At 71.6% G+C, this 26,579-nt stretch carries 25 protein-coding genes; 10 read left to right on the top strand and 15 right to left on the bottom strand.

Translation table 11 applies throughout. The annotated features are described in order from the left end of the window. Positions 1-2: 2 nt before the first annotated feature. Genes AB0J88_RS31825 through AB0J88_RS31815 form a run of 3 tightly spaced genes read right to left on the bottom strand, consistent with a single transcriptional unit; the run spans position 3 to position 2,946 of the window. Positions 3-1,031 (bottom strand): GntG family PLP-dependent aldolase, encoded by a 1,029-nt coding sequence (locus AB0J88_RS31825; RefSeq protein WP_364348480.1) that lies wholly within the window; start codon positions 1,029-1,031, stop codon positions 3-5. Next, the gene (locus tag AB0J88_RS31820) at positions 1,024-2,430 is read right to left on the bottom strand and encodes a class II 3-deoxy-7-phosphoheptulonate synthase (RefSeq protein ID WP_364348477.1); all 1,407 of its coding nucleotides are present in this window, start codon (positions 2,428-2,430) and stop codon (positions 1,024-1,026) included. Before AB0J88_RS31820 ends, AB0J88_RS31825 begins: the two co-directional genes overlap by 8 nt. Before the next feature lie 24 nt (positions 2,431-2,454). Further along, positions 2,455-2,946 carry a hypothetical protein gene (locus AB0J88_RS31815; protein WP_364348474.1) on the bottom strand — a complete coding sequence of 164 codons (492 nt, stop codon included), beginning with the start codon at positions 2,944-2,946 and terminating at the stop codon, positions 2,455-2,457. A 138-nt stretch (positions 2,947-3,084) separates the two neighbouring features. Between AB0J88_RS31815 and AB0J88_RS31810 the strand changes: the two genes are divergently transcribed. Then, positions 3,085-3,750 carry a DUF4389 domain-containing protein gene (locus AB0J88_RS31810; protein WP_364348471.1) on the top strand — a complete coding sequence of 222 codons (666 nt, stop codon included), beginning with the start codon at positions 3,085-3,087 and terminating at the stop codon, positions 3,748-3,750. A 220-nt stretch (positions 3,751-3,970) separates the two neighbouring features. Here the strand turns inward: AB0J88_RS31810 and tuf are convergent, their stop codons facing one another. The 4 genes from tuf to AB0J88_RS31790 form a co-directional block, all read right to left on the bottom strand. Further along, positions 3,971-5,158, bottom strand: coding sequence for an elongation factor Tu (tuf, locus tag AB0J88_RS31805; RefSeq protein ID WP_364348468.1), 1,188 nt, complete (start codon positions 5,156-5,158; stop codon positions 3,971-3,973). A 262-nt stretch (positions 5,159-5,420) separates the two neighbouring features. Beyond that, positions 5,421-6,641 carry a DUF6596 domain-containing protein gene (locus tag AB0J88_RS31800; RefSeq protein ID WP_364348465.1) on the bottom strand — a complete coding sequence of 407 codons (1,221 nt, stop codon included), beginning with the start codon at positions 6,639-6,641 and terminating at the stop codon, positions 5,421-5,423. Next, complete coding sequence (locus tag AB0J88_RS31795) at positions 6,641-7,054, bottom strand: YciI family protein (protein WP_364348462.1); 414 nt, start codon at positions 7,052-7,054, stop codon at positions 6,641-6,643. The genes AB0J88_RS31800 and AB0J88_RS31795 overlap by 1 nt, the downstream gene beginning before the upstream one ends. 156 nt (positions 7,055-7,210) lie before the next feature. Beyond that, complete coding sequence (locus tag AB0J88_RS31790; RefSeq protein ID WP_364348459.1) at positions 7,211-8,836, bottom strand: glycosyl hydrolase family 18 protein; 1,626 nt, start codon at positions 8,834-8,836, stop codon at positions 7,211-7,213. A 122-nt stretch (positions 8,837-8,958) separates the two neighbouring features. Between AB0J88_RS31790 and AB0J88_RS31785 the strand changes: the two genes are divergently transcribed. The 4 genes from AB0J88_RS31785 (at position 8,959) to AB0J88_RS31770 (ending at position 11,604) form a co-directional block, all read left to right on the top strand. Then, the gene (locus AB0J88_RS31785; protein WP_364348456.1) at positions 8,959-9,444 is read left to right on the top strand and encodes a glutathione peroxidase; all 486 of its coding nucleotides are present in this window, start codon (positions 8,959-8,961) and stop codon (positions 9,442-9,444) included. Positions 9,445-9,659: 215 nt separating this feature from the next. Beyond that, positions 9,660-10,529: a DUF4397 domain-containing protein gene (locus tag AB0J88_RS31780; RefSeq protein WP_364348453.1), complete on the top strand. Its 870-nt coding sequence runs from the start codon at positions 9,660-9,662 to the stop codon at positions 10,527-10,529. Positions 10,530-10,536: 7 nt separating this feature from the next. After that, positions 10,537-11,268, top strand: a complete 732-nt coding sequence (locus AB0J88_RS31775) for a class F sortase (RefSeq protein ID WP_364348450.1) — start codon at positions 10,537-10,539, stop codon at positions 11,266-11,268. A gap of 24 nt (positions 11,269-11,292) precedes the next feature. Beyond that, positions 11,293-11,604, top strand: coding sequence for a hypothetical protein (locus AB0J88_RS31770; protein WP_364348447.1), 312 nt, complete (start codon positions 11,293-11,295; stop codon positions 11,602-11,604). Between the two features lie 83 nt (positions 11,605-11,687). Here AB0J88_RS31770 and AB0J88_RS31765 read toward each other — a convergent pair whose 3' ends face one another. From AB0J88_RS31765 to AB0J88_RS31750, 4 genes are all read right to left on the bottom strand, one after another. After that, positions 11,688-12,071 (bottom strand): hypothetical protein, encoded by a 384-nt coding sequence (locus AB0J88_RS31765; protein WP_364348444.1) that lies wholly within the window; start codon positions 12,069-12,071, stop codon positions 11,688-11,690. Positions 12,072-12,179: 108 nt separating this feature from the next. Then, positions 12,180-12,992, bottom strand: a complete 813-nt coding sequence (gene proC / locus AB0J88_RS31760; protein ID WP_364348441.1) for a pyrroline-5-carboxylate reductase — start codon at positions 12,990-12,992, stop codon at positions 12,180-12,182. Between the two features lie 27 nt (positions 12,993-13,019). After that, entirely contained in the window at positions 13,020-14,048 is a 1,029-nt protein-coding gene (locus AB0J88_RS31755; protein ID WP_364348438.1) for a 6-phosphofructokinase, read from the bottom strand. Between the two features lie 154 nt (positions 14,049-14,202). Next, positions 14,203-14,721, bottom strand: a complete 519-nt coding sequence (locus AB0J88_RS31750; RefSeq protein WP_364348435.1) for a polyadenylate-specific 3'-exoribonuclease AS — start codon at positions 14,719-14,721, stop codon at positions 14,203-14,205. Between the two features lie 50 nt (positions 14,722-14,771). Here AB0J88_RS31750 and AB0J88_RS31745 point away from each other — a divergent pair, with 50 nt between their 5' ends. Beyond that, positions 14,772-15,599, top strand: a complete 828-nt coding sequence (locus tag AB0J88_RS31745) for a DUF1028 domain-containing protein (RefSeq protein ID WP_364348432.1) — start codon at positions 14,772-14,774, stop codon at positions 15,597-15,599. Here AB0J88_RS31745 and AB0J88_RS31740 read toward each other — a convergent pair. After that, positions 15,596-16,471, bottom strand: a complete 876-nt coding sequence (locus tag AB0J88_RS31740) for a phosphotransferase (protein ID WP_364348429.1) — start codon at positions 16,469-16,471, stop codon at positions 15,596-15,598. The two genes, AB0J88_RS31745 and AB0J88_RS31740, sit on opposite strands and share 4 nt — an antisense overlap. 299 nt (positions 16,472-16,770) lie before the next feature. Between AB0J88_RS31740 and AB0J88_RS31735 the strand changes: the two genes are divergently transcribed. Further along, entirely contained in the window at positions 16,771-17,463 is a 693-nt protein-coding gene (locus AB0J88_RS31735; protein WP_089251346.1) for a Crp/Fnr family transcriptional regulator, read from the top strand. A gap of 47 nt (positions 17,464-17,510) precedes the next feature. Here the strand turns inward: AB0J88_RS31735 and AB0J88_RS31730 are convergent, their stop codons facing one another. Further along, a complete protein-coding gene (locus AB0J88_RS31730; protein ID WP_364348425.1) occupies positions 17,511-17,777 on the bottom strand; it encodes a hypothetical protein in 267 nt (88 codons plus the stop codon). Between the two features lie 159 nt (positions 17,778-17,936). Here AB0J88_RS31730 and AB0J88_RS31725 point away from each other — a divergent pair, with 159 nt between their 5' ends. Continuing rightward, on the top strand, positions 17,937-21,467 hold the full coding sequence (locus tag AB0J88_RS31725) for an adenylate/guanylate cyclase domain-containing protein (RefSeq protein WP_364349376.1): 3,531 nt from the start codon (positions 17,937-17,939) through the stop codon (positions 21,465-21,467). Here the strand turns inward: AB0J88_RS31725 and AB0J88_RS31720 are convergent. Then, positions 21,464-22,192 carry a lysophospholipid acyltransferase family protein gene (locus AB0J88_RS31720; protein WP_364348422.1) on the bottom strand — a complete coding sequence of 243 codons (729 nt, stop codon included), beginning with the start codon at positions 22,190-22,192 and terminating at the stop codon, positions 21,464-21,466. The two genes, AB0J88_RS31725 and AB0J88_RS31720, sit on opposite strands and share 4 nt — an antisense overlap. A gap of 171 nt (positions 22,193-22,363) precedes the next feature. On the opposite strand from AB0J88_RS31720, the gene AB0J88_RS31715 reads away from it, so the two are divergent. Both AB0J88_RS31715 and AB0J88_RS31710 read left to right on the top strand, forming a co-directional pair. Beyond that, complete coding sequence (locus AB0J88_RS31715) at positions 22,364-23,209, top strand: DUF308 domain-containing protein (RefSeq protein ID WP_364349373.1); 846 nt, start codon at positions 22,364-22,366, stop codon at positions 23,207-23,209. Between the two features lie 601 nt (positions 23,210-23,810). Continuing rightward, the gene (locus AB0J88_RS31710; protein ID WP_364348419.1) at positions 23,811-25,226 is read left to right on the top strand and encodes a trehalose-6-phosphate synthase; all 1,416 of its coding nucleotides are present in this window, start codon (positions 23,811-23,813) and stop codon (positions 25,224-25,226) included. Here AB0J88_RS31710 and AB0J88_RS31705 read toward each other — a convergent pair. Next, a complete protein-coding gene (locus AB0J88_RS31705; RefSeq protein ID WP_364348416.1) occupies positions 25,213-26,529 on the bottom strand; it encodes a GH1 family beta-glucosidase in 1,317 nt (438 codons plus the stop codon). The genes AB0J88_RS31710 and AB0J88_RS31705 overlap by 14 nt on opposite strands. Positions 26,530-26,579 lie beyond the last annotated feature (50 nt).

Here is a 26,579-nt window from a genome sequence, read left to right as displayed (position 1 = left end):
TGTCAACCGCGAAAGATCTTTGGGAGGACATCGACGGCGTGGTCGATCGCGGCGTCGTCGACGTCCATGTGTGTCACGAGCCGGGCGACCTTCGGACCGAGCACCGAGACCAGCACGCCGCGCTCACGGGCCGCCGCGGCCAGGGCGTGCGCGTCGAGCGGCGACTTGCGCAGGTCGAGCGGGACCAGGTTGGTGCGCACCGCACCGGCCACCACGCCGAACGGGGCCAGCGCCTCGGCGAGCCGGGCCGCCTTCGCGTGGTCCTCGGCCAGCCGGTCGATGTTGTGCTCCAGCGCGTACGCGCCGGCCGCGGCCAGCACGCCCGCCTGGCGCATGCCGCCACCCATCCGCTTGCGGATCACCCGGGCGCGCTCGATGTTGGCCGCCGACGAGACGACCAGCGAGCCGACCGGCGCGCCGAGGCCCTTGGAGAGGCAGACCGACAGGGTGTCGAACAGCGCGCCGTACGTGCTCAGCGGAACCCCGTCGACGACGTGCGCGTGCCAGATCCGGGCGCCGTCGCAGTGCAGCGCGACCCCGGCAGCCGTGGTGGCGGCCCGCAGGGTCTCCAACGTGGACAGCGGGATGACCCCGCCGCCGCCCCGGTTGTGCGTCTGCTCGACGGCGATCGCCCGCGTCGGCACGGCGTGGTAGCCGGCCGGGCGGATCATGTCGATGACCACGTCCGGGTCGATGTCGCCGCCGACCGGCGTCCAGGTGCGGGTCGACACGCCGCCGATCGCGGACGCCGCGCCGATCTCGTACGTCACCACGTGCGCGTCGCCGTCGCAGAGCAGCTCCTCGCCGGGCGGCACGGAGAGCTGGATGGCGATCTGGTTGGCCATCGATCCGGTCGGCGCGAACAGTGCCGCCTCGTGCCCGAACAGCGCGGCGACCGACGCCTCCAAGGCGTTGACCGTCGGGTCCTCGCCGTAGACGTCGTCGCCGACCAGGGCGGACGCCATCGCGGCGCGCATGCCCTGCGACGGTTGGGTGACGGTGTCGGACCGCAGGTCCACGAGCTCAGCCACGCAGCATCTCCGCAACGAGGAAGGCCAACTCCAGCGACTGCTGGGTGTTGAGCCGGGGGTCACATGCCGTTTCGTACCGGCCGGGCAGGTCGAGGTCCTCGATGCCCTGGGCACCGCCCAGGCACTCGGTCACGTCTTCGCCGGTCAGCTCGACGTGCAGGCCACCGGGGTGGGTGCCAAGCCCGCGGTGCACCTCGAAGTAGCCCAGCACCTCGTCGACGATCCGGTCGAAGTGGCGGGTCTTGTAGCCGTTGGACGACTCGTGGGTGTTGCCGTGCATCGGGTCGCACTGCCAGACCACCTTGGCGCCGGCCGCGGTGACCTTCTCGACGATCGGGGCGAGCGCGTCGCGTACGCGGTGATTGCCCATCCGGGCGACCAGGGTGAGCCGACCCGGGATGTTCTCGGGATTGAGCTTCTCGCACAGCTCGATCGCCTGCTCGGGGCTGGTGGTCGGGCCGAGCTTGACGCCGATCGGGTTGACCAGCCGCGACAGGAAGTCGACGTGCGCGCCGTCGATCCGCCGGGTCCGCTCGCCGATCCACAGGAAGTGCCCGGACAGCCCGTACGCCTTGCTGTCGGAGACCCGGGTCAACGCCCGGTCGTATTCCAACGCCAGCGCCTCGTGGGAGCAGTAGAGGGTGACGGTGCGCAGCGCCTCGTCGTCGGTCATCCCGCAGGCCCGGATGAACGCCAGCGCCCGGTCGATCTCGCGGGCGATCGCCTCGTAGCGCTCGCCGGCGGGCGAGTCACGGACGAAGCCCTTGTTCCAGTCGTGCACGGCGTGCAGGTCGGCCAGCCCGCCGGAGAGATAGGCGCGCAGCATGTTCATCGCGGCGGCCGAGTTCGCGTACGCCCGGATCATCCGCTGCGGGTCGGCCACCCGCGCACCTGGCGTCGTCTCCAGCGAGTTGATCATGTCGCCGCGGTAGGCCGGCAGGCCGAGCGCGTCCGTCGCCGACGAGCGGGGCTTCGTGTACTGACCGGCGACCCGGGCCACCTTGACCACCGGCAGCGAGGCGCCGTACGTCAGGACGACCGCCATCTGGAGCAGCGTGCGGGCGTTGGCCAGCAGGTGGCTCTCGGTGTTGGCGTCGAAGGTCTCGGCACAGTCTCCGCCCTGGAGCAGGAACGCCTGGCCCTCGCAGACCTGTGCGAGCCGCTCGCGGAGCTGGTCGACCTCGTAGGGCGCCACCACCGAGGGCACGTTGTCGAGGACCTGGCAGACCTCGGCGACGACCTTCGGGTCGGGCCACGGCGGCATCTGGTCGCGGGGTAGCTCACGCCACCGGTCGAGGCCGAGTGCCTGGTCCTCGGCGGAGTCGGCGGCCGGGCGGGAGGTCTGCGGACCGAGGCTGGCCACCCCGGGGTAGCTCAGCTGATGCCACTCTTGGCGCATGCCAGCAAGACTACGGCTGCCCGCTCACTGGGAAGGCGTTGGGCCGGGCGCCGAGGGCATCGACGGAAGCACTACGCCCGGGTCCTCACCCGCGATGCACCAGCCTGTATCGATGTTGGTCACGAGGAAGACGACCCCGACCGGGGTGGCCTCGCCGCCGGACGGAGTGACCAGCATCGCGGTCGTCACCTTCTGGCCGTTGCCCTCGGCCCGGACGTCGGTCACGATCCCGCCCGACACCTTGGTCCGCTTGCTGAAGTCGCCGCCCTCGGCCTGGGCGGTCTTGTCGAACGTGCCGGCCAGCGTCGGGCAGAGCTGCTTGCGGCCGGCGGCCACGTCCCGCTTGGCCATCGCCGCGAGGTAGGCCTCCACCTTCTCGCGGGCCTTCTGCGGGCTCTCGTCGATCGGCTTCGGATCAGCGCCGACGATCTGTTTGGCGACCGAGCAGCCGCCGAGCGGGGCCGCGAGCGCGAGACTCAGCGCCACCACGGCCAGGGCACGACGTCGGGACGACACGGTTCGTGAGTCTCGCACACATTCCTGTCGCGTAGCTGTACGGGATCGACGGCCGTTCTGGATTCCGGCCCCGACAGCCCCCAAACCCCGCAGGATGGACATAAGGGATATTTTCGCGGGTACGAAGGGGACGAGCCGATGCAACCGACCGATCCGACGTATCCGGCGCCGGCGGCGTACCCGGTGAACTTCGCCGTCGCCTATCCGGACCGGCCGCTCAACCGGCTGACGAGCTTCTTCCGCCTGTTCATGGTCATCCCGATCGTGATCCTGCTCGGCACCGTCTACAGCGGCGGCGCCGAGTGGGGCCAGTGGGGCGGCGACGACGGCAGCGGAGCGCAGAACGTCGCCTACGGCTTCGGCGGCGTGCTGTTCTTCGGGCCACTGCTGATGATCCTGTTCCGGAAGAAGTACCCGCGCTGGTGGTTCGACTGGAACCTCGAGCTCCAGCGCTTCGCCAACCGGGTGACCGTCTACTTCGCGCTGATGGACGACCGCTACCCGGCCACGGACGACCACCAGTCGGTGCGACTGGACTACGAGTACCCGGGCGGGACGCTCAACCGGTTCCTGCCGATCGTCAAGTGGCTGCTCGCGATCCCGCACTACATCGTGCTGTTCTTCCTGCACATCGGCGGCGTGGTCGCGGTGGTCATCGCGTGGTTCGCGATCCTGTTCACGGGCCGGTACCCGCGGGGGCTGTTCACCTATGTCGAGGGGTTGCTGCGCTGGCAGAACCGGGTCACGGCGTACGCCTTAACGCTGGCCACCGACCGGTACCCGCCGTTCCGCCTGGCGCCGTAGGGGTTGGCCCACGCACGACGGGCCGACCCCCTAACTGAACGAACGCTCGTTTTCGGAAGGAAACTCCCGCGAGCGTTCGTCAATGAACGAACGTTCGCTTTTTGAAGAACTCCGCCCGCAACACCCTTCGATGAACGAACGCTCGCTTTACGAAGCGGACGATGCCGCCTGGCCCCCTGGGGCTGTCCCCAGAGGGCCAAACGGAACGAGCGTTCGTTTTTTACAGGATCTCAGTGACCGTGCCCGCCGCGACCGTCCGGCCGCCCTCGCGCACCGCGAAGCCCAGCCCGACGTGCATGGCCACCGGCCGGCTCAGCTCGACGGTCAGGTCGACCGTGTCGCCGGGCATGACCATGGTGATCCCCTCCCCCAGCTCGATCGCCCCGGCCACGTCGGTGGTCCGGAAGTAGAACTGGGGCCGGTAGTTGGCGAGGAACGGCGTGTGCCGTCCCCCCTCGGCCGCGGTCAGCGCGTGCAGCCGCGCGGCGAACCGGCGGTGCGGCGTGACCGAGCCCGGCGCCGCCACGACCTGGCCGCGCTGCACCTGGTCGCGCTTGACCCCGCGCAGCAGGATCGCCGCGTTGTCGCCGGCCTCGGCCGTGGCCAGCGACTTGCCGAACGTCTCGAGCCCGGTCGCCACCGTCGTCAGCGTGTCGCCGAGGCCGACGACCTCGACCTGGTCGCCGACGCGCAGCGTTCCGCGCTCGATCGCGCCCGTCACCACGGTCCCCCGGCCGGAGATCGTGAGCGTGTTCTCGATCGGCATCAGGAACGGCTCGTCGACCGCCCTCGGGGGCACCGGCACGTACCGGTCGACCGCGTCGAGCAGGTCCACGACGGACCTGGTCCACACCGGGTCGCCCTCGAGCGCCCGCAGTGCGGACACCCGCACGACCGGCACCTCGTCGCCCGGGAAGCCGTACTCGGACAGCAGCTCCCGGACCTCGAGCTCGACCAGGTCGAGCAGCTCGGCGTCCTCGACCGCGTCGGACTTGTTGAGCGCCACCACCAGGTGCGGCACCCCGACCCGGCGGGCGAGCAGCACGTGCTCCCGGGTCTGCGGCATCGCGCCGTCGAGCGCCGACACGACGAGGATCGCGCCGTCCACCTGCGCCGCACCCGTGATCATGTTCTTCACGTAGTCGGCGTGGCCGGGCATGTCCACGTGCGCGTAGTGCCGCGTCGCGGTCTCGTACTCGACGTGGGCGATGTTGATCGTGATGCCCCGCGCGGTCTCCTCCGGAGCCCGGTCGATCCCGTCGAACGCCACGAACCGGTTGGTTGCCGGGTCGGCCTCGGACAGGACCTTCGTGATCGCGGCGGTCAGGGTCGTCTTGCCGTGGTCGACGTGCCCCATCGTGCCGATGTTGAGGTGCGGCTTGGTGCGTAGGTACTGGCTCTTCGCCATGGTCGGTTCAGTCCTCCTGAACTGGATGAAAGGAGGGCAGGGAAAGGAAAGCGCGGGCGGGCGCCACCCCGCGTCGGGGCCGCATGAGGGCCGTTCGATGACAGAAAAGACTCCGCGCCAGAACCGGGCCGGGACCAACCCCTCCCCGCGGGTTCTGCTGCTGCGAGAAAGGGTCAGAGATCAGCGCCGTCGGCGGCACACCGCAGGAAGAAACCTGCGGGCCGCGCGGTGCTGCTGAAGAACATGACCGTCACGGTACGGATCAATTGCGCGCGCGTCGAACGTATTCCGCTCGGGTGTGGAGGTAGCGCTGCTGCGGCGGGCTCATGGTCTTCGCGGCGGCGGTCAGGTAGGCGGCCCGCGCCGCGTCGAGGTCGCCGGAGCGCTCCAGCAGGTGCGCGCGGGCGGTGTGCCAGCGGTGGTCGGCGGCCAGGCGGTCGTCGGCACCGAGCGGGTCCAACAGGGCCAGACCGGCTTCCGGCCCGCGGACCATGGCCACCGCGACCGCGTGGTTCAGCGCCACCACCGGGTTGTCGGAGTGGTCGAGCAGCACCTCGTACAGCAGCGCGATCTGGGGCCAGTCGGTGTCCTCGGCGCGCTCCGCCTCGTCGTGCAGTGCCGCGATCGCGGCCTGGATCTGGTACGGCCCGGGGTCGCCGCTCGGCAAAGCGGCGGACACGAGGGCGACCCCTTCGGCGATCTGGGACCTGTTCCACCGCGAGCGGTCCTGCTCCGCCATCGGCACCGGCGTGCCGTCCGGGGCGGTACGCGCCGCCCGCCGCGCGTCCGTCAGCACCATCAGGGCCAGCAGGCCCGTCGCCTCGGCGTCGCCGGGAAGCAGGCGGTGCACCAGCCGGGCGAGCCGGATGGCCTCGGCGGACAGCTCGACCCGCGCCAGGGTCGGCCCGGTGGTGCCGACGTAGCCCTCGTTGAAGATCAGGTAGAGCACGCGCAGCACGGCGGCCAGTCGGGCGGACCGCTCGTCGGCCGGTGGCAGCCCGAACGGCACCCCACTGTCCTTGATGGACTTCTTGGCCCTGGTGATCCGCCTGGTCATGGTGTCCTCGGGCACCAGGAACGCCCGGGCGACCTCGGCGGTGGTGAGGCCGCCGACCGCGCGCAGGGTCAGCGCGATCTGCGACGCCGGCGACAGCGCCGGGTGGCAGCACATGAACAGCAGCACCAGCGAGTCGTCGGTGGCCGGGCCGGGCGCCGGGACCGGCCAGGCGGCCACCGTGTCCTCGCGGCCGCGGCGGGCCTGGTCGGCGCGGAGCAGGTCGGTGAGGCGGCGGGCCGCGACCCGGATCAGCCAGGCGCGCGGGTTGTCGGGGACCCCGTCGGCCGGCCACTGCCGGGCGGCGGCCAGCAACGCCTCCTGCACCGCGTCCTCGGCCGTGTCGAAGTGGCCGTAGCGGCGCACGAGCGCCCCGAGGACCTGCGGCGCCAGTTCGCGCAGCAGGTCCTCGCCCGACGGGTCGAGCATCAGTCGCCGAACTCCGGCGCACCGGCGATGGGACGCACGTCGACGTACCACTCGTTGGCGAGCTGGGCGCTCTGCGGGTGCGGGGTGTCGGCCAGCTTGGCCGCGATCTCGGTAGCCCGGTCGAAGCTCGCGCACTCGACGATCGTGTAGCCGGCCAGGACCTCCTGGGTCTCCGCGTACGGGCCGTCGGTGACCACCGGGACCCCGTCGCGCAGCGAGACCCGGCGGGTGTGCACCGGCGCGGCCAGCCCCTGGCCGTCGACGAACTCACCCGACTCGACGAGCTCGTTGTTCCACTTGGTCATGAACTCGTGCAGGGCGGCGAGGTCCTCGGGCGTCCAGCCGGAGCCCCCGGCCCCCGTGATCATGTCGAAGTCGCGCTGCGAGCCGGTCAGCATGATCATGTATTTCATCGTCGTCTCCTCGGTGCCGGCGGCGCCCGTGTGGCGCCTACACCCGGGACGTCGGCGCCGGCCGCCCGCTCCGGACATCCTCCCGCACCGAAAGAGAGAGCGGAGGGCCGTCGACCGACCCTCCGCTCCCCGTGGGTGTTGCGTTGACCTAGAGGATTACCCCAGGCCGTTCTTCATCGCCGAGATCAGCTCGCCGTTGGTGGTGTCGCCGGACAGCTCCCAGAAGAAGCCGCCGCCGAGGCCCTGGCTGTTCGCGTACGACATCTTGCCGCCGATGGTGCTGGGGGTGTCGTAGCTCCACCAGTTGCTGCCGCACTTGGCGTACGCCGTCCCGCCGATCGTCCTGTTCGCCGGGCAGCTGTTCTTGAGCACCTTGTAGTCCTCGATGCCCTGTTCGTAGGTGCCGGGCGCGGGACCCGTCGCGGTGCCGCCGGGCGCCTCCTGGGTCACCCCGCTCCAGCCGCGGCCGTAGAAGCCCACCCCGAGCAGCAGCTTGCTGGCCGGGATGCCCTTGCTCTTCAGCTTCTGGATCGCCGCGTCGGAGTTGAAGCCCGCCTGCGGGATCCCGGTGTACGACGTCAGCGGTGAGTGCGGGGCCGTGGGGCCCTGCGGGTTGAACGCGCCGAAGTAGTCGTACGTCATCGGCATGAACCAGTTGACCGAGTTCGCCGCGCCCGCGTAGTCGGTCGCGTCGATCTTGCCGCCGTTCGAGCCGTCGGCCGTGATCGCGGCGGTGACCAGCGCGGACGAGCCGAACCGCGACCGCAGCGCGGCCATCACGTTCTTGAACGCGTTGGGTCCGCTGGCGTCGCAGGAGAGGCCGCAGGCGTTCGGGTACTCCCAGTCGATGTCGATGCCGTCGAACACGTCGGCCCAGCGCGCGTCCTCGACCATCTGGTAGCAGGACTCGGCGAACGCCGCCGGGTTCTGCGCGGCCTGGGTGAAGCCGCCCGACCAGGTCCAGCCGCCGATCGAGTAGATCACCTTGAGGTTCGGGTACATCCGCTTGAGCTTGCGGAGCTGGTTGAAGTTGCCGCGCAGCGGCTGGTCCCAGGTGTCCGCGACGCCGTCGACGCTGTCCGCCGCCGTGTAGGCCTTCTCGTAGTCGGCGTAGGAGTCGCCGATCGAGCAGCGCCCGCCGGTCGTGTTGCCGAACGCGTAGAGGATGTGCGTCAGCTTGGCCGCCGACCCGCTCGTGTGGATGTTCTTGACGTGGTAGTTCCGGGCGTAGACGCCCCACTCGGCGAAGTAGCCGATCAGCTTCTTGCCGCCGCTCGGCGGGTTGGTCGGCGGGTTGGTGGGGTTGCTGGTGGGCGGGTTGGTCGGGTTGCTGGTCGGCGGGTTCGTGGGGTTGCCCGTCGGCGGGTTGGTCGGCGTCGTGCCGGTCGAGCAGGACGCGCCGTTGATGGTGCAGTTGAGCGGCGCGCGGTAGGCGCCCGTGCCGTTGTAGCCCCAGCTCACCGAAGCGCCGGGGTTGAGCGGACCCATCCAGCTCTTCTTCACCGCGACGTAGTGGTTGCCGCTGCGGGTCACGTCGGCGTCCCAGAAGCTGCCGATCGTGGTGCCGGACGGCAGGTCGAACTCGATCCGCCACGTCGACAGCGCCGCCGAGGACCCGTTGGACACGGTCACCCGCGCCTCGTGGCCGCTGCCCCAGTCGGAGGCGACGGCGAAGGTGGCGGTGACGGTGCCGGCGCCGAACGCGGAGGCGACCGGCACGGCGGCGGCGACCACCACCGCCGCGACGCCGGCCCAGAGGGCCCGGCGCACCGAGGTTCTCATAGGACGTCTCCTTTAATTAGGAAAGTTTCCAAATAGATATTGATGAGAAGCTACCCAGCCGACCACACCTCGTCAAGATGCGCATACATCGATGTCACAGTTGATCTAGTAGCATCCCGGCCATGACAGTGCTCGATACCGATATGGACGCCCTCAGCGGTGGCCCGGCGAACCTCAAGCAGTACGCGGGCAAGGCCGTGCTCGTCGTCAACGTCGCCTCGAAGTGCGGCCTCACCCCCCAGTACGAGGGCCTCCAGCGGCTCTACGACACGTACGCCCAGCGCGGCCTGGTCGTGCTCGGCGTGCCGTGCAACCAGTTCAACGGCCAGGAGCCCGGCACCTCGGAGGAGATCGCCGAGTTCTGCTCGGTCAACTACGGCGTCACCTTCCCGCTGACCGCGAAGGTCGACGTCAACGGCGCCGACCGCCACCCCCTCTACGCGGCCATGGTGGACACCGCTGACGCCGACGGGCACCGCGGCGACGTCCGGTGGAACTTCGAGAAGTTCCTCGTCGGGACGGACGGCACGGTCGTCGCGCGGTTCGGCCCGCAGGTCGCGCCCGAGGCGCCGGAGCTCGTCGAGGCCGTCGAGCGCCAGCTGCCCTGACGGCGGGCACAGCCTGCGAGGGTAGGGCCGCAAGTCCCATTCGCGAGATCAAGTCATGAGATCCGCTCGGGGGACGCCGTTCGGCCCACCCGGTCGACCGACCGGACATGATCCGTGCATTGTCAGATTTTTCCACCTTTCAGGACTTGCGGTCCGGTCCGACTGACGGGACTCTGTTTCGCGTGCTGCGATTCTCGTCCGCAGGAGGAGATCTGATGACCTCTGCGCGTCCCGCCACCCACGCGCTGCGCCGGCTGACCGCCGCCGCCGGTGCCGTCCTACTCGGCGCCGGCCTGTCCGCCGCGATCGCCGCCCCCGCGTCGGCCGAGGCCGGCGTGGGCTACGTGCGTCTCGCCCACCTCTCCCCCGACACGCCGCCGGTCGACGTCTACGTCGACGACCTGTCCGGCAAGGTCAAGGGACTCAAGTTCGACGCCGTGGCCTACGGAGTCATGTCCGACTACCTGTCGGTGCCGCCCGGCACCTACGCGGTGTCCATGCGCAAGGTTGCCGCCGACCCGAAGTCGCCTCCGGTGCTGACCGAGGACGTCAAGGTCACCGAAGGCAGCGCGCACACCGTCGCCGGCACCGGGCGCTTCGCCGAGCTCGGCCTGTCGGTCATCGACGACGACATCAGCGCACCACCGGCCGACCAGGCGAAGATCCGCGTGCTGCAGGCATCGGTCAAGGCGCCGTCGCTGGACATCAGGACCACGGGCGGCCAGGAGGTCGGCATGGGCCTCCAGTTCGCCACGACGAGCGACTACCGCGACGTCAAGCCCGGCAACTGGACGCTCGACCTCCAGCCGCAGGGCGGTTCGGCCGCCAAGGCGACCTGCAGCCTGGCCGGCGGCACGACGTACTCGCTGCTCGTGCTCGACGGCAAGAACGGGCTCACCACCGACCTCAAGGTCGACGCCAAGGCCGGCGAGATCACTCCCGTCGGTGGCGTGGAGACCGGCGCGGGTGGCACCAGCAGTGCCGGCACGATCGCGCTGATCGCCGGCCTGGGCCTGGTCCTGCTGGCCGCGGTCGTCGGGGTGGCCGCGGTCGGTCTGCGGCGCAGGACCGCCCGCACCTGGTAAGCGCCGGATGAGCACAGTCGACCGGTCGTCCCCCGCAGTCATCAGGCACCGCGGGGGCTGGCCGGTGCCCGCCGGCCGGTTCGGCGTCCTCGGCCTCACGGCCACGGCGCTCGCGCTCTGCGCCGCGGCCGGCGCCTCGCTCGGCCTGGCGGCCGGCGACTCGACCGCGCCGCCGCCGACCGCGCGCTGGCACGTCGGCTGCTGCGCGCGGCCGGTCGAGGCGGCCGTGGTCGCCGACCCGACGGCGGCGCTGCCACCGCCGTCCGAGGTGCGCATCCCGCGCGTCGACATCCGGTCCGCGCTGGTCGGCCTCGAGCTCGACAGCAAGGGCGAGCTCGAAGCCCCGGTCGACTTCGCCAAGGCCGGCTGGTACGAGCAGGGCACGCGCCCCGGCGAGCCCGGACCCGCGGTGATCGCCGGCCACGTCGACTCGTACCGCGGCCCGGCCGTCTTCTTCCGGCTCGGTGAGCTGCGCCCCGGCGACACCGTCGAGGTGCGCCGCGGTGGGCAGTGGCTGCCGTTCCGGGTGGTCGCGACCGGCCACTACCCGAAGGACAAGTTCCCCACGTCGCGCGTGTACGGCGCCACCCCCGGCGCGGAGCTGCGACTGATCACCTGCGGTGGCGAGTTCGACCGGGACAAGCGCTCCTACCGCGACAACGTCGTGGTCTACGCGGTCGACGCGCGGGTGCCGGCGCTGCCCAGGTCCAAGGGTCACGGACCGACCGAGTGGCAGTGAGGCCGCCGGCTCGTTGACCATGACGTGCTACCCGATCTGACGCACTTCGAGCGACACCGGGAGGCGGCTGACGTCGACCTCGACGGGACCGTGCTGCCGGGACTCTCCGCGACCTTCCACCGGCGGGCGGCCGGCTCCAGGGTCGAGTCCGTCGGCGTCTACCGCTACGCGGGGGTCGAGATCTTCATGGCCTGGGGGTACGCGGACGAACCGCACTGCCGGTTCACCGCGTACGCGGGCCCGAACGGGTGGGGCGCACCGCGCCGGGGCTGCCCCTCCGTCGACGCGGTGCGCGACCTGTTGGCCACCCTGGGGCCGGTGCCCACTCCCCACTGAAACCACGTGTCGGCACCAGGGACCGCGAATCCCCGGTCATGGCTCCAGCGTTCCCCGGGTGGGGCACCGGTCCCGGGCCCGGGCTAGTCGGTCGGCGCGGTGGCGGGTGCCGCGACGGCCGTGCCCGCGTGGGCGGTGGCGAGCCGCCGCACGGTGACGAGCGAGAACAAGGTCAGGGTGAGCGCGGTGACCAGGGCGACGGCGTGCCAGACCGGGTTCAGGATCTGCGCGAAGCCGAGCACGGCCACCGGGAGTTGGACGATCGCGACCAGCGCCACGAGCGGGAGCCGGCGACCGGCCCAGAAGTAGGCGGTCCAGAGCGGAGCCGTCACGACGCCGACGGTCAGCACGTCGAGCGCGGCGTGCAGGTACGGGTTGACGACGTTCGCGTGTGCGAAGGCGGAGGCCGGCGCGGCGATCCAGAGGGCCGCGGCGGTGGCGGCGACTACGGTGGCGAGACGTCGCATGGTCGTACCTCCGTGCAATCAGGGCTTCACCATCTGTAATGAAGGTAAGGCCCCGGGACGGCGGCGCGAAAGTCTCGGCAGCGTGAGTGAATCACCACGAATGGGTGTTCAGGAGTTCTGTTCAGCCAGTTCACGGGCCCGGTCGCGGGCCGCCTCGAGGGCCGCGAGCAGTGCCGCACGGACGCCGTGGTTCTCGAGCTCGCGGATCGCGGAGATGGTCGTGCCGGCCGGCGACGTGACCGCCTCGCGCAGCTTTACGGGGTGCTCGCCGGAGTCGCGGAGCATCACCGCCGAGCCGATCGCGGTCTGCACGATCAGGTCGTGGGCCACCTGCCGGGGCAGGCCGAGCAGGATGCCGGCGTCGACCATCGCCTCGACCAGCAGGTAGAAGTAGGCCGGGCCGGAGCCGGACAGCGCGGTCACCGCGTCCTGCTGCGACTCGGGCACCCGGATGGTCGCGCCGAGCGGCTTGAACATCTCCTCGGCGAGGGTCAGGTGCGCGGCGGTCACGTGCGGGCCGGCCGAGATCGCCGTCATCGCCTCGTCGACCAGCGCCGGGGTGTTGGTCATCACCCGGACGATGGGCACGCCGTCCTGGAGCCGCTTGGCGAAGAAGCTGGTCGGCAGGCCGGCGCAGAGCGAGATGACCAGCTTGTCGCCGGGCACCTTCGGGCCGATGTCGGCCAGCAGGGAGGCCGCGTCCTGGGGCTTCACCGAGATCGCCAGCACGTCGGCCTCGGCCACCGCGGTGAGGTTGTCGACCACCCGGACGCCGTACCGCTGGCGGAGCTCTTCGGCGCGTTCCGCGCGGCGCGAGGTGGCGAGCAGCCGGTCGACGGGCCATCCCGCGCGCAGGAGCCCGGAGAGCATCAGCTCGCCGATCTTGCCCGCGCCGATCACGGCTACCGTCTTGTTCGTCATGGCTGCCCGCCCCCTCGTCGACGTTGCCTAGCTGCCGAAGAAGACCTCGGCCTCGGTGTAGCGCTCCAGCGGGACCGTCTTCAGCTCGCGGGTCGCCTCGACCAGCGGGACCCGGACGACGTCGGTGCCCTGGAGGGCGACCATCTTGCCCCAGTCGCCGTCGTTGACCGCGTCGATCGCGTGCAGGCCCAGGCGGGTGGCGAGGACCCGGTCGAACGCGGTCGGGGTGCCACCGCGCTGGATGTGACCGAGGACGACCGTGCGGGCCTCCTTGCCGGTCTTCGCCTCGAGCTGCTCGGCCAGCCACTGGCCGATGCCACCGAGCCGGACGTGGCCGAAGGAGTCGAGCTCCTGGTTGTGCAGCACCATCTGGCCGTCGAGCGGCTGCGCGCCCTCGGCGACCACGACGATCGGCGCGTACTGGTGCTGGAACCGCTTCTCCACGTAGCCGGCGACCTGCTCGACGTCGAAGTTGCGCTCCGGGAGCAGGATCACGTTGGCGCCACCGGCGAGGCCGGCGTGCAGGGCGATCCAGCCGGCGTGCCGGCCCATGACCTCGACGACCAGCGTGCGGTGGTGACTCTCCGCAGTGGTGTGCAGGCGGTCGATCGCCTCCATCGCGATGTTGACCGCGGTGTCGAAGCCGAACGTGTAGTCGGTGGCGTTCAGGTCGTTGTCGATCGTCTTCGGGACGCCGACGACCTGCACGCCGAGGTCGTTGAGCTTGGTGGCGACGCCGAGGGTGTCCTCGCCGCCGATCGCGACCAGCGCGTCGACGCCCATCGCACCCAGGTTGCTCTTGATCTGCTCGACGCCGTTCTCGATCTTGAACGGGTTGGTGCGGGACGAGCCCAGGATGGTGCCGCCACGGGGCAGGATGCCGCGGACCTCGGGGATGCCCAGCGGCATGGTCAGGCCCTCGAGGGGACCACGCCAGCCGTCACGGAAGCCGACGAAGTCGTGCCCGTAGGTGGAGACGCCCTTGCGGACGACCGCCCGGATCACCGCGTTCAGACCGGGACAGTCTCCGCCGCCGGTAAGCACGCCGATTCGCATGATCTGCTCATCCTCCTGATTGCGATCCTCGCCCCAAAGGGCACACATGGCCAGAAAGCCCCAGGATCGATGATCGGCGTCGTTGCCGGCCCGGGGCGGGCCGCACAACTGCGCACTGTAGTCGCCGGTCAAAACGGCGACCAGCGCGACCCACCTACCGGTCGGTGAACTCTCGGGTGGCCCGCATGGCGTTCCACCTGGCCAGGTTGTGCCGGGCGTCGGCGAGCGCGTCGTGCTGGTCGGCCCCGGCCGGCGGAAGCGGCGGTTTGCCAAGATCGTCCCAGAGCTGCCGGAGCTCCTTGGTGTACCGCGGAATCACCCGTGGCAGCGCCGGCATCGCGCCCCAGAGCTGGGCGAGCACCACGTGGTCGTACGCGGCGAACCAGGCCCAGAGCTCGAGACTGTCGTTCGTGCCGTTGCCGCGCAGGGGCGCGACCAGGAACTCGTAGAGGTCGTCACGGATCCGCTCGCGTGATCGCCAGGCCTTGTCGCTGGGCGACGGCAGTTTGTCGAGCACGTTGCGGCGTACCCAGGGCACGGCCCGTGAGTCGTCGAACTCGGTCGACACGGCATAGAACTCCCTGCCGTGCTCGTCGACCACGCCGATCGAGACGAGGTCGACCGTGCGGCCGTCCTCGATGAACTCACAGTCGTAGAAGTAGCGGTAGGTCATCGAGTTCCATCCTGGCCCATCGACCCGGACATTCGTTACCGTGCCCGGTCATGACGTTTTCGATCGTGGCACGGTCGGCCGACGGGCACTCCCACGGCATCGCCGTCGCCAGCAAGTTCCTCGCGGTCGGGTCCGCCGTGCCGGCCGCCGAGGCGCGGACCGGCGCCGTCGCGACGCAGTCCTACGCCAACCTGGCCTACCGGCCACAGGGGTTGGCCCTGCTGCGCACCGGCGTCGACGCGGCCGGCGTCGTCGCGGGCCTGACCGCCGCCGACGACGGGCGGGCGTCGCGCCAGGTCGGCGTGGTCGGCCCCACCGGCGACGGAGCCACGTACACCGGGGCCGACTGCCACGACTGGGCCGGCGGCGTCGCCGGTGACGGGTTCGCGATCCAGGGCAACATCCTGGTCGGCCCCGAGGTGGTCGAGGCGATGCGGACCGCCTGGCTCGCGTCGGACCCGGACGCGCCGCTCGCCTTCCGCCTGCTGGCCGCGCTGCGTGCCGGCGACGAGGCGGGCGGCGACAAGCGTGGCCGGCAGAGCGCGGCGCTGCTCGTGGTCGCCCGCGGCCAGGGCTACGGCGGCACCAGCGACGTGGTGGCGGACCTGCGGGTGGACGACCACACCGAGCCGGTGCCCGAGCTGGCCCGCCTGCTCGACATGCACGAGCTGCTGTTCGGCAAGCCGGACCCGGCCACCCTGCTGGCCCTCGACGGCGCGCTGGCCGCCGAGGTGCGCGGCCGCCTGGTCGCCGCGGGCCACGACGGCCCCTCGCTGGACGACGCCCTGGCCAGCTGGGCCGGCGTGGAGAACCTCGAGGAGCGGATCGTGCCGGGCAAGATCGACCCCCTGGTGCTGGCGCACCTGCGCGGCGCCTAGCCGGCTTCGACCAACACGGTGTGGGCGGCGGACAGCGTCGCCCGCGCCGCGTCGTCGTCCGGGGTGGACGCGAGGCGGCGGGCGGCGGCGTCGGCCCGGGCGGCCCAGTGGAAGCGCACCAGCACCGGCAGCGCCGACTCGATCTCGTCGCGGTGCACCGCACCCGCCGCCGCGTAGCCGTCGACCAGCTCCTCGGTGCCCGCGCCGTCCGCGTGCCACACGGCCGCGGCGAGGTCGGCGACCAGCGGGCCGGTCGCCGCCGAACCCCAGCAGACCACCGCCGTGCGGCCGGTCGCCGGGTCGAGCCGGAACGCGGCCGGCCCCGGCTGGCCGTGCAGCACCCCGTAGGTGAGCCGGTCGGTGACGGTCAGCCGGGTCACCGCGGCGCAGGCCGAGGCGACGGCGGCGCGCAGCCACGGCCGCACGTCGAGGTGCGGCGCCTCCGGGCGGACCCGGTGCCACGGCGCGAGGCCCGAATGGGCGAAACCGTCCATTCCGGAGTGCAGCCGGCCCAGGGCGTCGCCCCACCACTGCTGGTCGAGCGGGTCGCCGGCCGCCAGCGGGCGGCCAGGTGGGCATCGGACCAGGGCGTACGCCCAGCCGTCGTGCTCGGCGACCAGGGCGCCGGACAGGGTGCGCACCGGCTCGCCGGCGGCCACGCCCCGCTCGGCGAGATGGCAGGCCGCGGTCAGCCCCGCCTCCAGCCGCAGCCGTTTGCCCAGCGCCACCCGGGTGACCAGATGACACGTGTCGCCGATGCTCGCCACCCAGATGGTGGCCGCGGTGCCTTCGAGCGACACCGGGTCGAGGCGGCCGGGCACGTGCTGCCATCCGCCACGCAGGGCCGCGAGTGCGACCTCCTCGTCTGCCACGGCGGGGATTATCCGCCGCCGGTGGGTGCTCGGGCCGGAGAATGGGCGAACGGCCGGAAGAGACACCCCCCAGTGATCTCTCCCGACCGGTCCGCCCCGCGCCCCCCTGAGGGCCCGCCGTTCCCCCGTATGGCCCCCACCAGCAGCGGGTCTGGCAGTCAGCCTGCCCGAACGGACAACACGGGACTGTCACGGAAGCGATTTCAGGGGTGTACAGCACGCGACAGGAACGACATGATCTGATGTGTTGCCGGCCAAAGGGTCGGTCAGTGGGATGTGTCCTAGGGAGGGGTCGGGCTGTGGAGGGTCGCCTGCCAGATCCTGGCGACGCTCTGACCGGGGTCGAGTTGTTCGCCGGGCTGGAGCCCGAGGTGCGGCAGCGCGTGATCGCCGCCGCCGTGCCCCGCACCTATCGCAAGGGCCAGCTGCTCTTCGTCGAGAACGACCCGGGCGAGTCGCTGATCGTGCTGCGCCGCGGCGCTGTCGCGGTGTTCGTCACCGCGCCGACCGGCGAGCGGGCCGTGCTCTCGGTCGTCCGTCCACCCGGCACACTCGGCGAGGTGTCGCTGCTCGACGCGTCGACCCGGTCGACGTCCGCCGAGGCGATCGAAGACTGCACCGCGCTCGCGCTGTCCCGTTCGGCGTTCATGGAGCTCGTGCACTCCAACCCGCGGATCCTCGACGCCGTGATGCGCTCGCTGGGCGCGCTGATCCGCCGGCTCACCGAGCAGAACGCCGACCACGTCTTCCTCGACCTGCCCGGTCGGGTGGCCAAGACGCTGGTCCGGCTGGCCGGTGAGAGCCAGGCGCCGATGATCACGATCGAGCTCAACCAGAGCCAGCTCGCGGAGATGGCCGGCGGCTCGCGGCAGAGCGTCAACCAGGCGATCGGCTCGTTCGCCAGCCGGGGCTGGCTGCGCACCGAGGGCCGGCGGATCGTCGTCACCGACGTCGCCGCCCTGCGCCGCCGCGCCGGGATGCCCGACAGGTAGACGAGAGGCCCCCGGCTCGCGCCGAGGGCCCGTGATCTGAAGCTCAGTCAGTTCGCCGGCGGGGACGTGGGTCCGATCCAGCCATCCGCCTTCGGCTGCTTCGGCTCGGACGTCGGGCCGATCCAGCCCTGCGCCTTCACGTCACCACCGGTCGAGGTGGGTCCGATCCAGCCCTGTGCCTCGACGTCGTCGGCCACGATGCCCTTGGCCTGCAGGTCCGCGAGGGTGGCGGCGTCGACGTCGACGCTCGCCCCCGCGGCGTGCGCGACGCCGGCCGGGTCGGTCCAGTCCTGCTCCAGACGTGCATGAACCATCGATGCTCTCCTGTCATGAGTGGATCTCGGCCGCGGCCGACTCTACCGACCGTCCGCCGAAATGGACTGTCCACTAGCCAACAGGACAGTTCCTGACAGCGGGTGTACGTAGGTAGGCTGCGAGCCCTTGACCGGGTGATACGTCGCTAGGAGTGCGCCATCTCCGCTGCCTGCGCGCGGTGCGGCCGGACCCCCGCCGAGAACGACAGGTTCTGTGGCGGTTGTGGTGCCGAGCTGGCTCCACCCTGCCGTCAGTGTGGTCGCCCGATCCCCGCCGACGCCGCGTTCTGCACGAGTTGCGGCACGGCCCGCGAAGGCGGCGCGCGCACCGAGGTGAGCAGCGACAACAGCGAGGACCGGCGGCGGGTCAGCGTGCTGTTCGTCGACCTGATCGACTTCACTCCTTACGCGGAGCGGGCCGACCCGGAGCAGGTCCGGGCCATGCAGCACGGCTTCTTCTCGGCCGCCCGCCGGGTCGTCGGGCAGTACGGCGGCGTCGTCGAGAAATACATCGGCGACGCGGTGATGGCCCTGTTCGGCGCGCCCGTCGCCACCGAGACCGACCCGCTGCGCTGCGTGCGCGCCGGCCTCGAGCTGCAGCGGGTGCTGTCCCGCTTCGCACCGGACGGTGCGGACGCCGCCGGCATGCGGTTCCGGGTCGGCGTCGCGACCGGCGAGGCGCTGGTCGACGTGGCCGCGGCCCGCGACGGCGGCCAGGCGATCGTGGCCGGCGACGTGGTCAACACCGCGTCCCGCCTCCAGTCGTCGGCCCCGCCCGGCGGCGTGCTGGTCTGCGGCAACACCTATGCGCTGACCAAGGACACGGTCCGCTACCAGGACCAGCCGGCGGTCACCCTGCGCGGCCGCTCGACGCCGACCGAGGTCTGGCTCGCGGTCGCACCGCGGCGCCGCACGCACGTCGAGAAGGAGCCCGACAGCACCCCGCTGGTCGACCGCGAGCACGAGCTCGGCCTGCTGGTCAACGCGCTGCACCGGTCCATGCACGACCGGGTGCCGCAGGTGGTCACCGTGTTCGGCCGGGCCGGCATCGGCAAGAGCCGGCTCGTCCGCGAGCTGCTCAAGCACGCCGAACGGCTGCTCGACGAGCCGGTCACCTGGCGCACCGGGCGCTGCCCGCCGTTCGGCGAGAACGTGGCCTTCGCGGCGCTCGCCGACATCGTCAAGGCCGAGGCCGGCATCCTCGACACCGACCCGGCGGCGGCCGCCGCGCAACGGCTCACCACCGCCGTGTCCGATCTGGTCGGTCCGGGCGAGGCCGATCGGTTGATCGACGCGCTGCGCCCCCTGGTCGGCCTGCCGGCGAGCCGGCTCGCCGCGGAGGACGCCGAGTCCGCCTGGCGCCGCTTCCTGGTGGCGCTGGCCGCGCGCCGGCCGACCGTGCTGGTCTTCGAAGACCTGCACTGGGCCGACGAGAGCATGCTGCGGTTCGTCGAGCTGCTCGGCGCGTCCGCCCGGGACGTACCCCTGCTGCTGCTCTGCACCGCCCGGCCGGAGCTGATCGACCGCGACCCGGGCTGGGCGGGCTCGCTGACCGGCTCTCTCACGATCACGCTGCCACCGCTGCGGGCCACCGGCATCGCCACGCTCTACGCGCACATGTTCGGCCAGGCCGCGTTCTCCGCCGACATGCTCAGCCCGCTGGTCGAGCTGGCCGACGGCAACCCGCTCTACGCGCACGAGTACGTGCGGATGCTGATCGAGCAGGGCGCCCTGCGGCAGTCGGGCCGGGGCTGGTCGCTGGAGAAGCGCCTCGACCTGCCGATGCCCGACAGCGTGCACGCGGTCATCGCCAACCGGGTCGACCTGCTCGACCCCAAGGACCGCACGGTGCTGTTCGCCGCGTCCGTCGTCGGCATGGTGTTCTGGCCGGGCGCGGTCGCCGCGGCGCTGGGCCGCAACGTCGAGTCGGTCGAACGCTCGCTGCGCCGGCTGGAGCAACGGGACTTCGTGCACGAGCAGGTCACGTCCACGATGGCCGGCCAGCCCGAATACCGCTTCGGGCACGTGCTGGTCCGCGACGTCTGCTACCAGCGGCTGCCGCGCACCGAGCGGGTGGCCCGGCACGAGCGCACGGCCGACTGGATCGACGCGCTGTCCCGCGGCCGCGACACCGACCTGGCCGAGGTGCTCTCCCACCACCGCTGGGCGGCCCACGAGATCGCCCGGACTCTGGGCGTCGACCCGACCCCGTTCGCCCCCGCGGCCCGCGAAGCGTTGCACCGGGCGGCGCGGCGGGCGTACGCCCTGCACGCCCTCGACGCGGCGGCCAACCACGTCGAGCGAGCGATCGCGCTGGCCGACCAGTCCGACCCGACCGGCCGACTCCAGCTCGAGCTGCTGCGCACCGAGATCTCGTTCTACCGCGACCGCACCGAGTTCCTCAGCGGCGGCGGCCCCGACCAGCTCGTCGCCCTCGCCGACCGGCTCACCGCGCACGACGACGCGGCCAGCGCGGCCCGCGCCTGGACCCTGCTCGGCCAGGCCGCGTGGCTGCGCGCCGACCGGCGGGCCGCGCTGTCCTGCCTGGACCGGGCCGTCGAGCTGTTCGACGGAGTGCCCGACTCGAGCGAGAAGGCCGACGCGTACGCCGAGCTGGGCCGGCTGCACATGCTCAACTACGAGCGCGAGCCGGCGATCGCAGCGGCCGAGGCGGCCGGTGACATCGCCGAGCGGCTGGGCAACGTGGAGACCCAGACCAACGCCCGCATCACCGTCGCGATGGCCCGCTACCAGGCCGGCGACCGCGGCGCGCTGGCCGAGCTCCACGCGGTGACCGACTTCTGCCGCACGCACGGGCTGCTGGCGCTGACCCGGGCGATCCAGAACCTGGCGTACGCGCTCAGCGAGGAAGGCGACTGGGTCGGCTCCAAGGAGCTGGTCTCCCAGGCCGATTCGGCCCTCCAGGACGGGCACTCGCTGAACACCAACTACTCCGGCGACGTGATGCGGGCGTACTTCGCGGGTGAGTTCGACCGCCTGCTGAGCGCCGCCGACGCGTTCGTCGACACCCCGGACGGGCGCTGGGACATGCAGGTCCGAGGCCTGCGGGCCTGCCTGCGGGTGCTGCGCGACCAGCCGGTGCCGGCCGTCGGCGACACCGACGACATGACCGACGCGCTGGAGCTCGCCCGCGACAGCGGCTTCTACCGGCCGCGCTGGACGACGCTCGGGCTGGCCGCCCAGGTCCGCGCGCTGCAGGGCGAGCTCGGCACGGCCGCCGCCCTGCTCGACGAGCTCGCCGAGTCCTGGTCGGCCGTGCCGGCGCTGGCCAGCGGCGAGTGGGTCTCGGCGGCCGCCTTCGCGGCGGCGCTGGCCGGCCGCGACGCCGCGGTGCGGGTGCGCGGCATGCTCGACCGGGTCAGCCACCGCACGCCGTGGGCGGAGGCGGCGCTGCGGACCGTGAGCGCGGCGCTGGCCGCGTCCGCCGGCGACGAGGCCCGGGCGGGCCAGCTCTACGCGGCGGCGGCCGGCATCTACGGGCAGATCCCCGCCGTGACGGACCGGATGATGGCGCTCGCCCTGGCCGCGGGCAGCTTCACCCGGGCCGAGGAGGCGGCCGCGGCGGAGGTGGCGCTGACCGAGGTGCGGGCGTTCGCGACGCGCAACCGGGCACCGGGCCTGCTGCGCCTCACCGGCACCACCGCGCCCGAGGCCACGCTGGCGAGCTAGGCCGCGACGGCTGTGGGTGGCTCGCTGGCCTTGGCCGGGCCGGGTACGCGCGCGGCGGCGTTCTTCGCCTTCTGCGCGTAGATGTCGACGTACTCGCGGCCCGAGAGCTCCATCAGCTCGTACATGATCTCGTCGGTGACCGCCCGCTCGACGAACCGGTCGCCGGACATGCCCGCGTACCGGGCGAAGTCGATCGGCTTGCCGAACCGGATCCGGACGCGCTTGATCTTCGGGATGACCTTGCCCGGCGGCTGGATCTCGTCGGCGTTGAGCATCACGACCGGCACGACGGGGGCGCCGCTGAGCAGTGCGAGCCGCGCCACACCGGTCTTGCCCCGGTAGAGCCGGCCGTCGGGCGACCGGGTGCCCTCGGGGTAGATGCCCGCCAGGTTGCCGGCGCGCAGCACGCGGAGCTGGGTGTCGAGGGCGGCCTGGGCCGCGCGCCCACCGGACCGGTCGACCGGAATCGTGCCCGTGCCGATGAAGAACATCTTCACCAGCCAGCCCTTGATCCCTTTACCGGTGAAGTACTCGGCTTTCGCCACGAAGGTGACTTTTCGCCGTACTTCCAACGGCATGAAGATCGAATCGGAGAAGGACAGGTGGTTGCTCGCGATGATCGCCGGGCCGTGCTCGGGCACGTTCTCGCGGCCCTCGACGATGGGCCGGAAGATGAGGCGCACCCAGGGGCCGAGGATCACGTACTTCAGCAGCCAGTACAGCAACCGATGTCCTTCCGCCAACCCGGCCCGCCTCGCGTCCTGCGAGCTGACGCTACGACATTGAGCCTACGAAGCGCGTACGCCATGCCACAACGGACTACTGGAAGGGGCAGCGTACGTGTCACGATTGGCGGCACGGCGCGGGCGAACCCCGGCGCCAGGCAGGAGGACATGGTGTCTGCGGGTGGTGCCCGCCGTGGCCGGCGGGACAACGGTCTCGACGCGGCCGACTTCGCCGTGGCCGGCGACGTCGACCCACGGGTCGGCGAGCACATTCTGGACGTGCTCGGTGCGGGCGGCATCGCCGCCTATCTCCAGCCCTCATCCGACCTCAACCCGGTGACCCGCACCACCACGGTCCCGGCGCGGCCGGTCGACCGGCTCTACGTCGACAGCGCCCACGTGGAGACGGCCCGCGGCTACCTGGCCAAGCTGGGCTCCGACGAAGACCAGCCACCGCGCACGAACGGGCACGATCCGGACGTCGAAGCCGCGTGGGCGAAGATCGTCGAAGGCTGGGACAAGGAACCCGCCGCCGCGACCTGGCCGGCCTCGGAGAACCTCCCGCCGCCGGACGCGACCGCCGGCACCCTCGCCGCGGCGAGCGACCCGACCCGCCCGGCCGACCCGCCGCCGAGCTCCTCACCGGCCCGCCGCCCGTCGGCCGCCGACTTCTCCGGCGTGGCGCTCGGCCCCCGCACGGACGACGGCCCGAGCCTGCTCGACGGCCTGGACACGTTCGGCAACGACCTGCCCGGGGAGCCGACGGACGACGAGGGCTACACCCCGCCGCCCCCGCCGCCACTCCCCCGCATCTCGAAATACGCGGTAGCCGGCGTCCTCGGCATCGTCCTGGGCTTCCTGCTCTTCATGTTCCCGGGCGTGGTCCCGATCGACCGCTCGATCGTGACGGTCGTGGCGTTCCTGGCCATCCTCGCGGGCTTCGTCACCCTGATCTCCCGCCTCCGCCACGGCGGCGAAGACGACGACTACGACCCCGACCAAGGCGCAAAGGTCTAGACCTGATCTACAACAGATCGTCTTCTACTCGGGTCCGCCGGGGGCACGACCGTCGCTCCCGCCAGAGACCGCTCCGCTTCGCTCCGCTGCCACCTCCGCGGTAACAAGACCCACGCCGCAGCTTCCGCTCTCCGCGTGACATGCCGGCCGCCTCCCGCGCGCATGCCCGCTCCGCCGAACACGGGTCGGGGTGTCGGTGCGGTTTGCGCGGTGTGTCGGTCGATCTAGGTAATTCGTTGTTGTTGGAGCAGCAATGAATTACGTAGATCTCTTGCGTCGCTCGCCGCGGAGCGGCATTCCGGGAGGCGCGATGCCGCTCGCGCGCGGCGCATTGCTAGATCTTGATGAATTCTCGCTGCCGGAGGCAGTCGATGGGTTCAGCAGAGATCGAAGAGCGACCACCTGCGAATCTGGCAGCGGAGCGGTGTCTGGCGGGAGCGACGGTCGTGCCCCAGACGGGCCCGAGCAAATATTTCTAATCTGTAGAAATAGGACAGTGCGTCACTCCATTGCGCACCGGGTGGTAATTGTCGCGTAACGTGGCGTCAGTAGGAATGACGACTGCCCCCGTCGTCAGCGCTTGAGCGGAGCCTGCTGCCCCATGCGAAGAAGCGCCCTCGTGGTCGTCGCACATCGCTTGCCCGTCGATGACAGTGTCGCGCCCGATGGCGCCTGTGAGTGGCGGCGGTCTCCGGGTGGGCTGGTCAGTGCGTTGCATCCCATCCTGCGTAAGAGTCCCGCCACCTGGGTCGGGTTCGCCGGTCAGACCGGGCCCGCCCGCCAGGTGCCCGACCTCGACGGCGTCCACATGCACTCCGTGCCGCTCAGTGCCGACGACATCGCCGAGCACTACGAGGGGTTCGCCAACTCCACGCTCTGGCCGCTCTATCACGACGCCGTCGAGCAGCCTGTCTATCACCGCCGCTGGTGGGAGGCCTATCAGCGGATCAACCAGCGCTACGCCGAGGCCGCCGCCGCGCTGGCCGAGCCCGGGGCCGTGGTCTGGGTGCAGGACTACCACCTGCAGCTCGTGCCCGGGATCCTGCGTGAGCTGCGGCCCGACCTGACCATCGGGTTCTTCATGCACGTGCCGTTCCCGCCGCCCGAGCTGTTCATGCAGCTTCCCCGCCGGGCCGAGCTCCTGCGCGGGATTCTCGGCGCCGACCTCGTCGGGTTCCAGCGTGCCCAGGCCGCGCACAACTTCGCCCAGCTCTCCGTCAAGGTGCTCGGGTTGCAGGCCAGCGACCGGCGCATCGCGGTCGGCGACCGGATCGTGCGGGTCGGCGCGTTTCCCGTCTCGATCGACACCGCCGACATGGGGTCGTTGGCCAGCAGCGCTTCCGTGGTCGCGCGGGCACGGCGGTTGCGGTCCGACCTCGGTGACCCGCGGCACGTGATCCTGTCGGTCGACCGGATGGACTACACGAAAGGCATCGAGCAACGGCTCAAGGCCTACAGCGAGCTGCTCGACAGCGGGCAGGTCAAGGTGCGCGACACCGTCGTCGTCCAGGTCGTCGTGCCCAACCGGGAGCGGGTCGAGCACAACCGGGCGCTGCGCGAGCGGGTGGAGCGGGAGGTCGGGCGGATCAACGGTGAGTACGGGCGGGTCGGCGAGCCGGCCATCCACTACCTCAACCAGCCGTTCGACCGGGCGGAGCTCGCCGCGCTCTACCGGGTCGCCGACATCATGGCGGTCACCCCGCTGCGCGACGGGATGAACCTGGTGGCCAAGGAATATGTGGCATCCAGGGCGGACGACAGTGGCGCGCTCGTGCTCAGCGAGTTCGCCGGGGCGGCGGCCGAGTTCACCCAGGCCTACCTCTGCAACCCGCACGACCTCGACGGGCTCAAAGCCGTGTTGATGCACGCGATGCGGGCCGGCCCCGAGGACGTCGAGGACCGGATGCGGGCGATGCGCGAACACCTGCGGGCCCACGACATCCGGGCCTGGGCGCGCTCCTACCTCACCGCCCTCGACCGCACCGGCAGCCTGGCCGAGCGGCTCACGACCGGCTAGCGCGGATCAGGTCGCGATACCAGAGGGCGCTGTCCTTGGGCGTACGCGTGAACGTCGAGTAGTCGACGTGCACCAGGCCGAACCGCTTGCCGTAGCCCAGCGCCCACTCGAAGTTGTCGAGCAGCGACCAGGCGAAGTAACCCCGCAGGTCGACCCCCGCCGCCATCGCCTCGCCCGCGGCCGCCAGGTGGGTCCGCAGGTAGTCGATCCGCTCGACATCGTGCACCCGCCCGTCGACCACCGTGTCCGCGAAGGCGGCCCCGTTCTCCGTGACGTAGAGCGGGATCGGGCCGTAGTCGGCGGTGACCCGCAGCAGCATGTCCCGCAATCCCGTCGGGTCGATGGGCCAGCCCATCTCGGTCACGGGTCCGGGCACCTGGTGGTGCACGACCCGCCCGCCGGTCGGATAGGGACTGCCGTCCGCGACGGGGGACGCGGCCGCGCCGACCAGGTCGGGCTGGTAGTAGTTGACCCCCAGCGCGTCGAGCGGCGCGCCGATCGTGGCGAGGTCCCCCGGCCGCACGAACGCCCAGTCGGTGACCCCCTCGGTGTCGGCGAGCACGTCCGCCGGATAAGCACCGCGCAGCACCGGGTCGAAGAAGATCCGGTTGAGCAGGCCGTCGATCCGCCGGGCGGCGTCCAGGTCCTCCGGCGAGTCGGAGACCGCCCGCACGGTCCCCCCGTTGAGCGCGATGCTGACGATCGAGCCGGGTGACCCCGACCGCAACACCGGCACGGCGAGCCCGTGCGCGAGCAGCAGGTGGTGGGCGGCGGCGAACGGGTCGGCGCGCCGGCCGGGTGCGTGCACGCCGGTGCCGTAGCCGAGGAAGGCCGAGCACCACGGCTCGTTGAGGGTGTGCCACATCGCGACCCGGTCGCCGATCCGCTTGGCGACCGCCGCGGCGTGTTCGGCGAAGAGGTACGCCGTGTCACGGTTGAGCCAGCCGCCCGCGTCCTCGACCCACTGCGGCAGGTCGAAGTGGTAGAGCGTCGCGACCGGGCGGATGCCGCGGGCCAGCAGCGCGTCGCACAGCCGGTCGTAGAAGCCGAGGTCGGCGGCGCGGGGCCAGGAGACGGAGAACCGGTACGCGGTCAGACCGAGCGAGGCCATCAGGTCGACGTCGGAGGCGAAGCGCCGGTAGTGGTCGGCAGCCCCCGCACCGGTGTCGCCGCCCGCGACCGCGCCCGGTGTCGCCGCGAACGTGTCCCAGATGGACGGCACCCGGCCGTCCTCCGCCACGGCGCCCTCGACCTGGTAGGCGGCCGTGGCCGCTCCCCACCAGAAGGTGGACGGGAAAGCCATCTGATCACTCCCTTGGAGAGCGCTCTCCGAATCGCTCCCAGCGTCCGGCA

It is taken from the genome of Asanoa sp. NPDC049475 (assembly GCF_040676915.1).
Lineage (GTDB): Bacteria > Actinomycetota > Actinomycetes > Mycobacteriales > Micromonosporaceae > Asanoa.
This window is presented reverse-complemented; position numbering and strand designations above follow the sequence as displayed.

Bases quoted from the DNA above. Each gene is read 5' to 3' on its own strand.
- AB0J88_RS31810 (WP_364348471.1), top strand. From the start codon at position 3,085: ATGCAACCGACCGATCCGACGTATCCGGCGCCGGCGGCGTACCCGGTG.
- AB0J88_RS31780 (WP_364348453.1), top strand. From the start codon at position 9,660: ATGACCTCTGCGCGTCCCGCCACCCACGCGCTGCGCCGGCTGACCGCC.
- AB0J88_RS31775 (WP_364348450.1), top strand. From the start codon at position 10,537: ATGAGCACAGTCGACCGGTCGTCCCCCGCAGTCATCAGGCACCGCGGG.
- AB0J88_RS31795 (WP_364348462.1), bottom strand. From the start codon at position 7,054: ATGAAATACATGATCATGCTGACCGGCTCGCAGCGCGACTTCGACATG.
- AB0J88_RS31730 (WP_364348425.1), bottom strand. From the start codon at position 17,777: ATGGTTCATGCACGTCTGGAGCAGGACTGGACCGACCCGGCCGGCGTC.
- AB0J88_RS31765 (WP_364348444.1), bottom strand. From the start codon at position 12,071: ATGCGACGTCTCGCCACCGTAGTCGCCGCCACCGCCGCGGCCCTCTGG.
- tuf (WP_364348468.1), bottom strand. From the start codon at position 5,158: ATGGCGAAGAGCCAGTACCTACGCACCAAGCCGCACCTCAACATCGGC.
- AB0J88_RS31800 (WP_364348465.1), bottom strand. From the start codon at position 6,641: ATGCTCGACCCGTCGGGCGAGGACCTGCTGCGCGAACTGGCGCCGCAG.
- AB0J88_RS31785 (WP_364348456.1), top strand. From the start codon at position 8,959: ATGACAGTGCTCGATACCGATATGGACGCCCTCAGCGGTGGCCCGGCG.
- AB0J88_RS31755 (WP_364348438.1), bottom strand. From the start codon at position 14,048: ATGCGAATCGGCGTGCTTACCGGCGGCGGAGACTGTCCCGGTCTGAAC.
- AB0J88_RS31745 (WP_364348432.1), top strand. From the start codon at position 14,772: ATGACGTTTTCGATCGTGGCACGGTCGGCCGACGGGCACTCCCACGGC.
- AB0J88_RS31790 (WP_364348459.1), bottom strand. From the start codon at position 8,836: ATGAGAACCTCGGTGCGCCGGGCCCTCTGGGCCGGCGTCGCGGCGGTG.
- proC (WP_364348441.1), bottom strand. From the start codon at position 12,992: ATGACGAACAAGACGGTAGCCGTGATCGGCGCGGGCAAGATCGGCGAG.
- AB0J88_RS31820 (WP_364348477.1), bottom strand. From the start codon at position 2,430: ATGCGCCAAGAGTGGCATCAGCTGAGCTACCCCGGGGTGGCCAGCCTC.
- AB0J88_RS31750 (WP_364348435.1), bottom strand. From the start codon at position 14,721: ATGACCTACCGCTACTTCTACGACTGTGAGTTCATCGAGGACGGCCGC.
- AB0J88_RS31705 (WP_364348416.1), bottom strand. From the start codon at position 26,529: ATGGCTTTCCCGTCCACCTTCTGGTGGGGAGCGGCCACGGCCGCCTAC.
- AB0J88_RS31710 (WP_364348419.1), top strand. From the start codon at position 23,811: ATGCGAAGAAGCGCCCTCGTGGTCGTCGCACATCGCTTGCCCGTCGAT.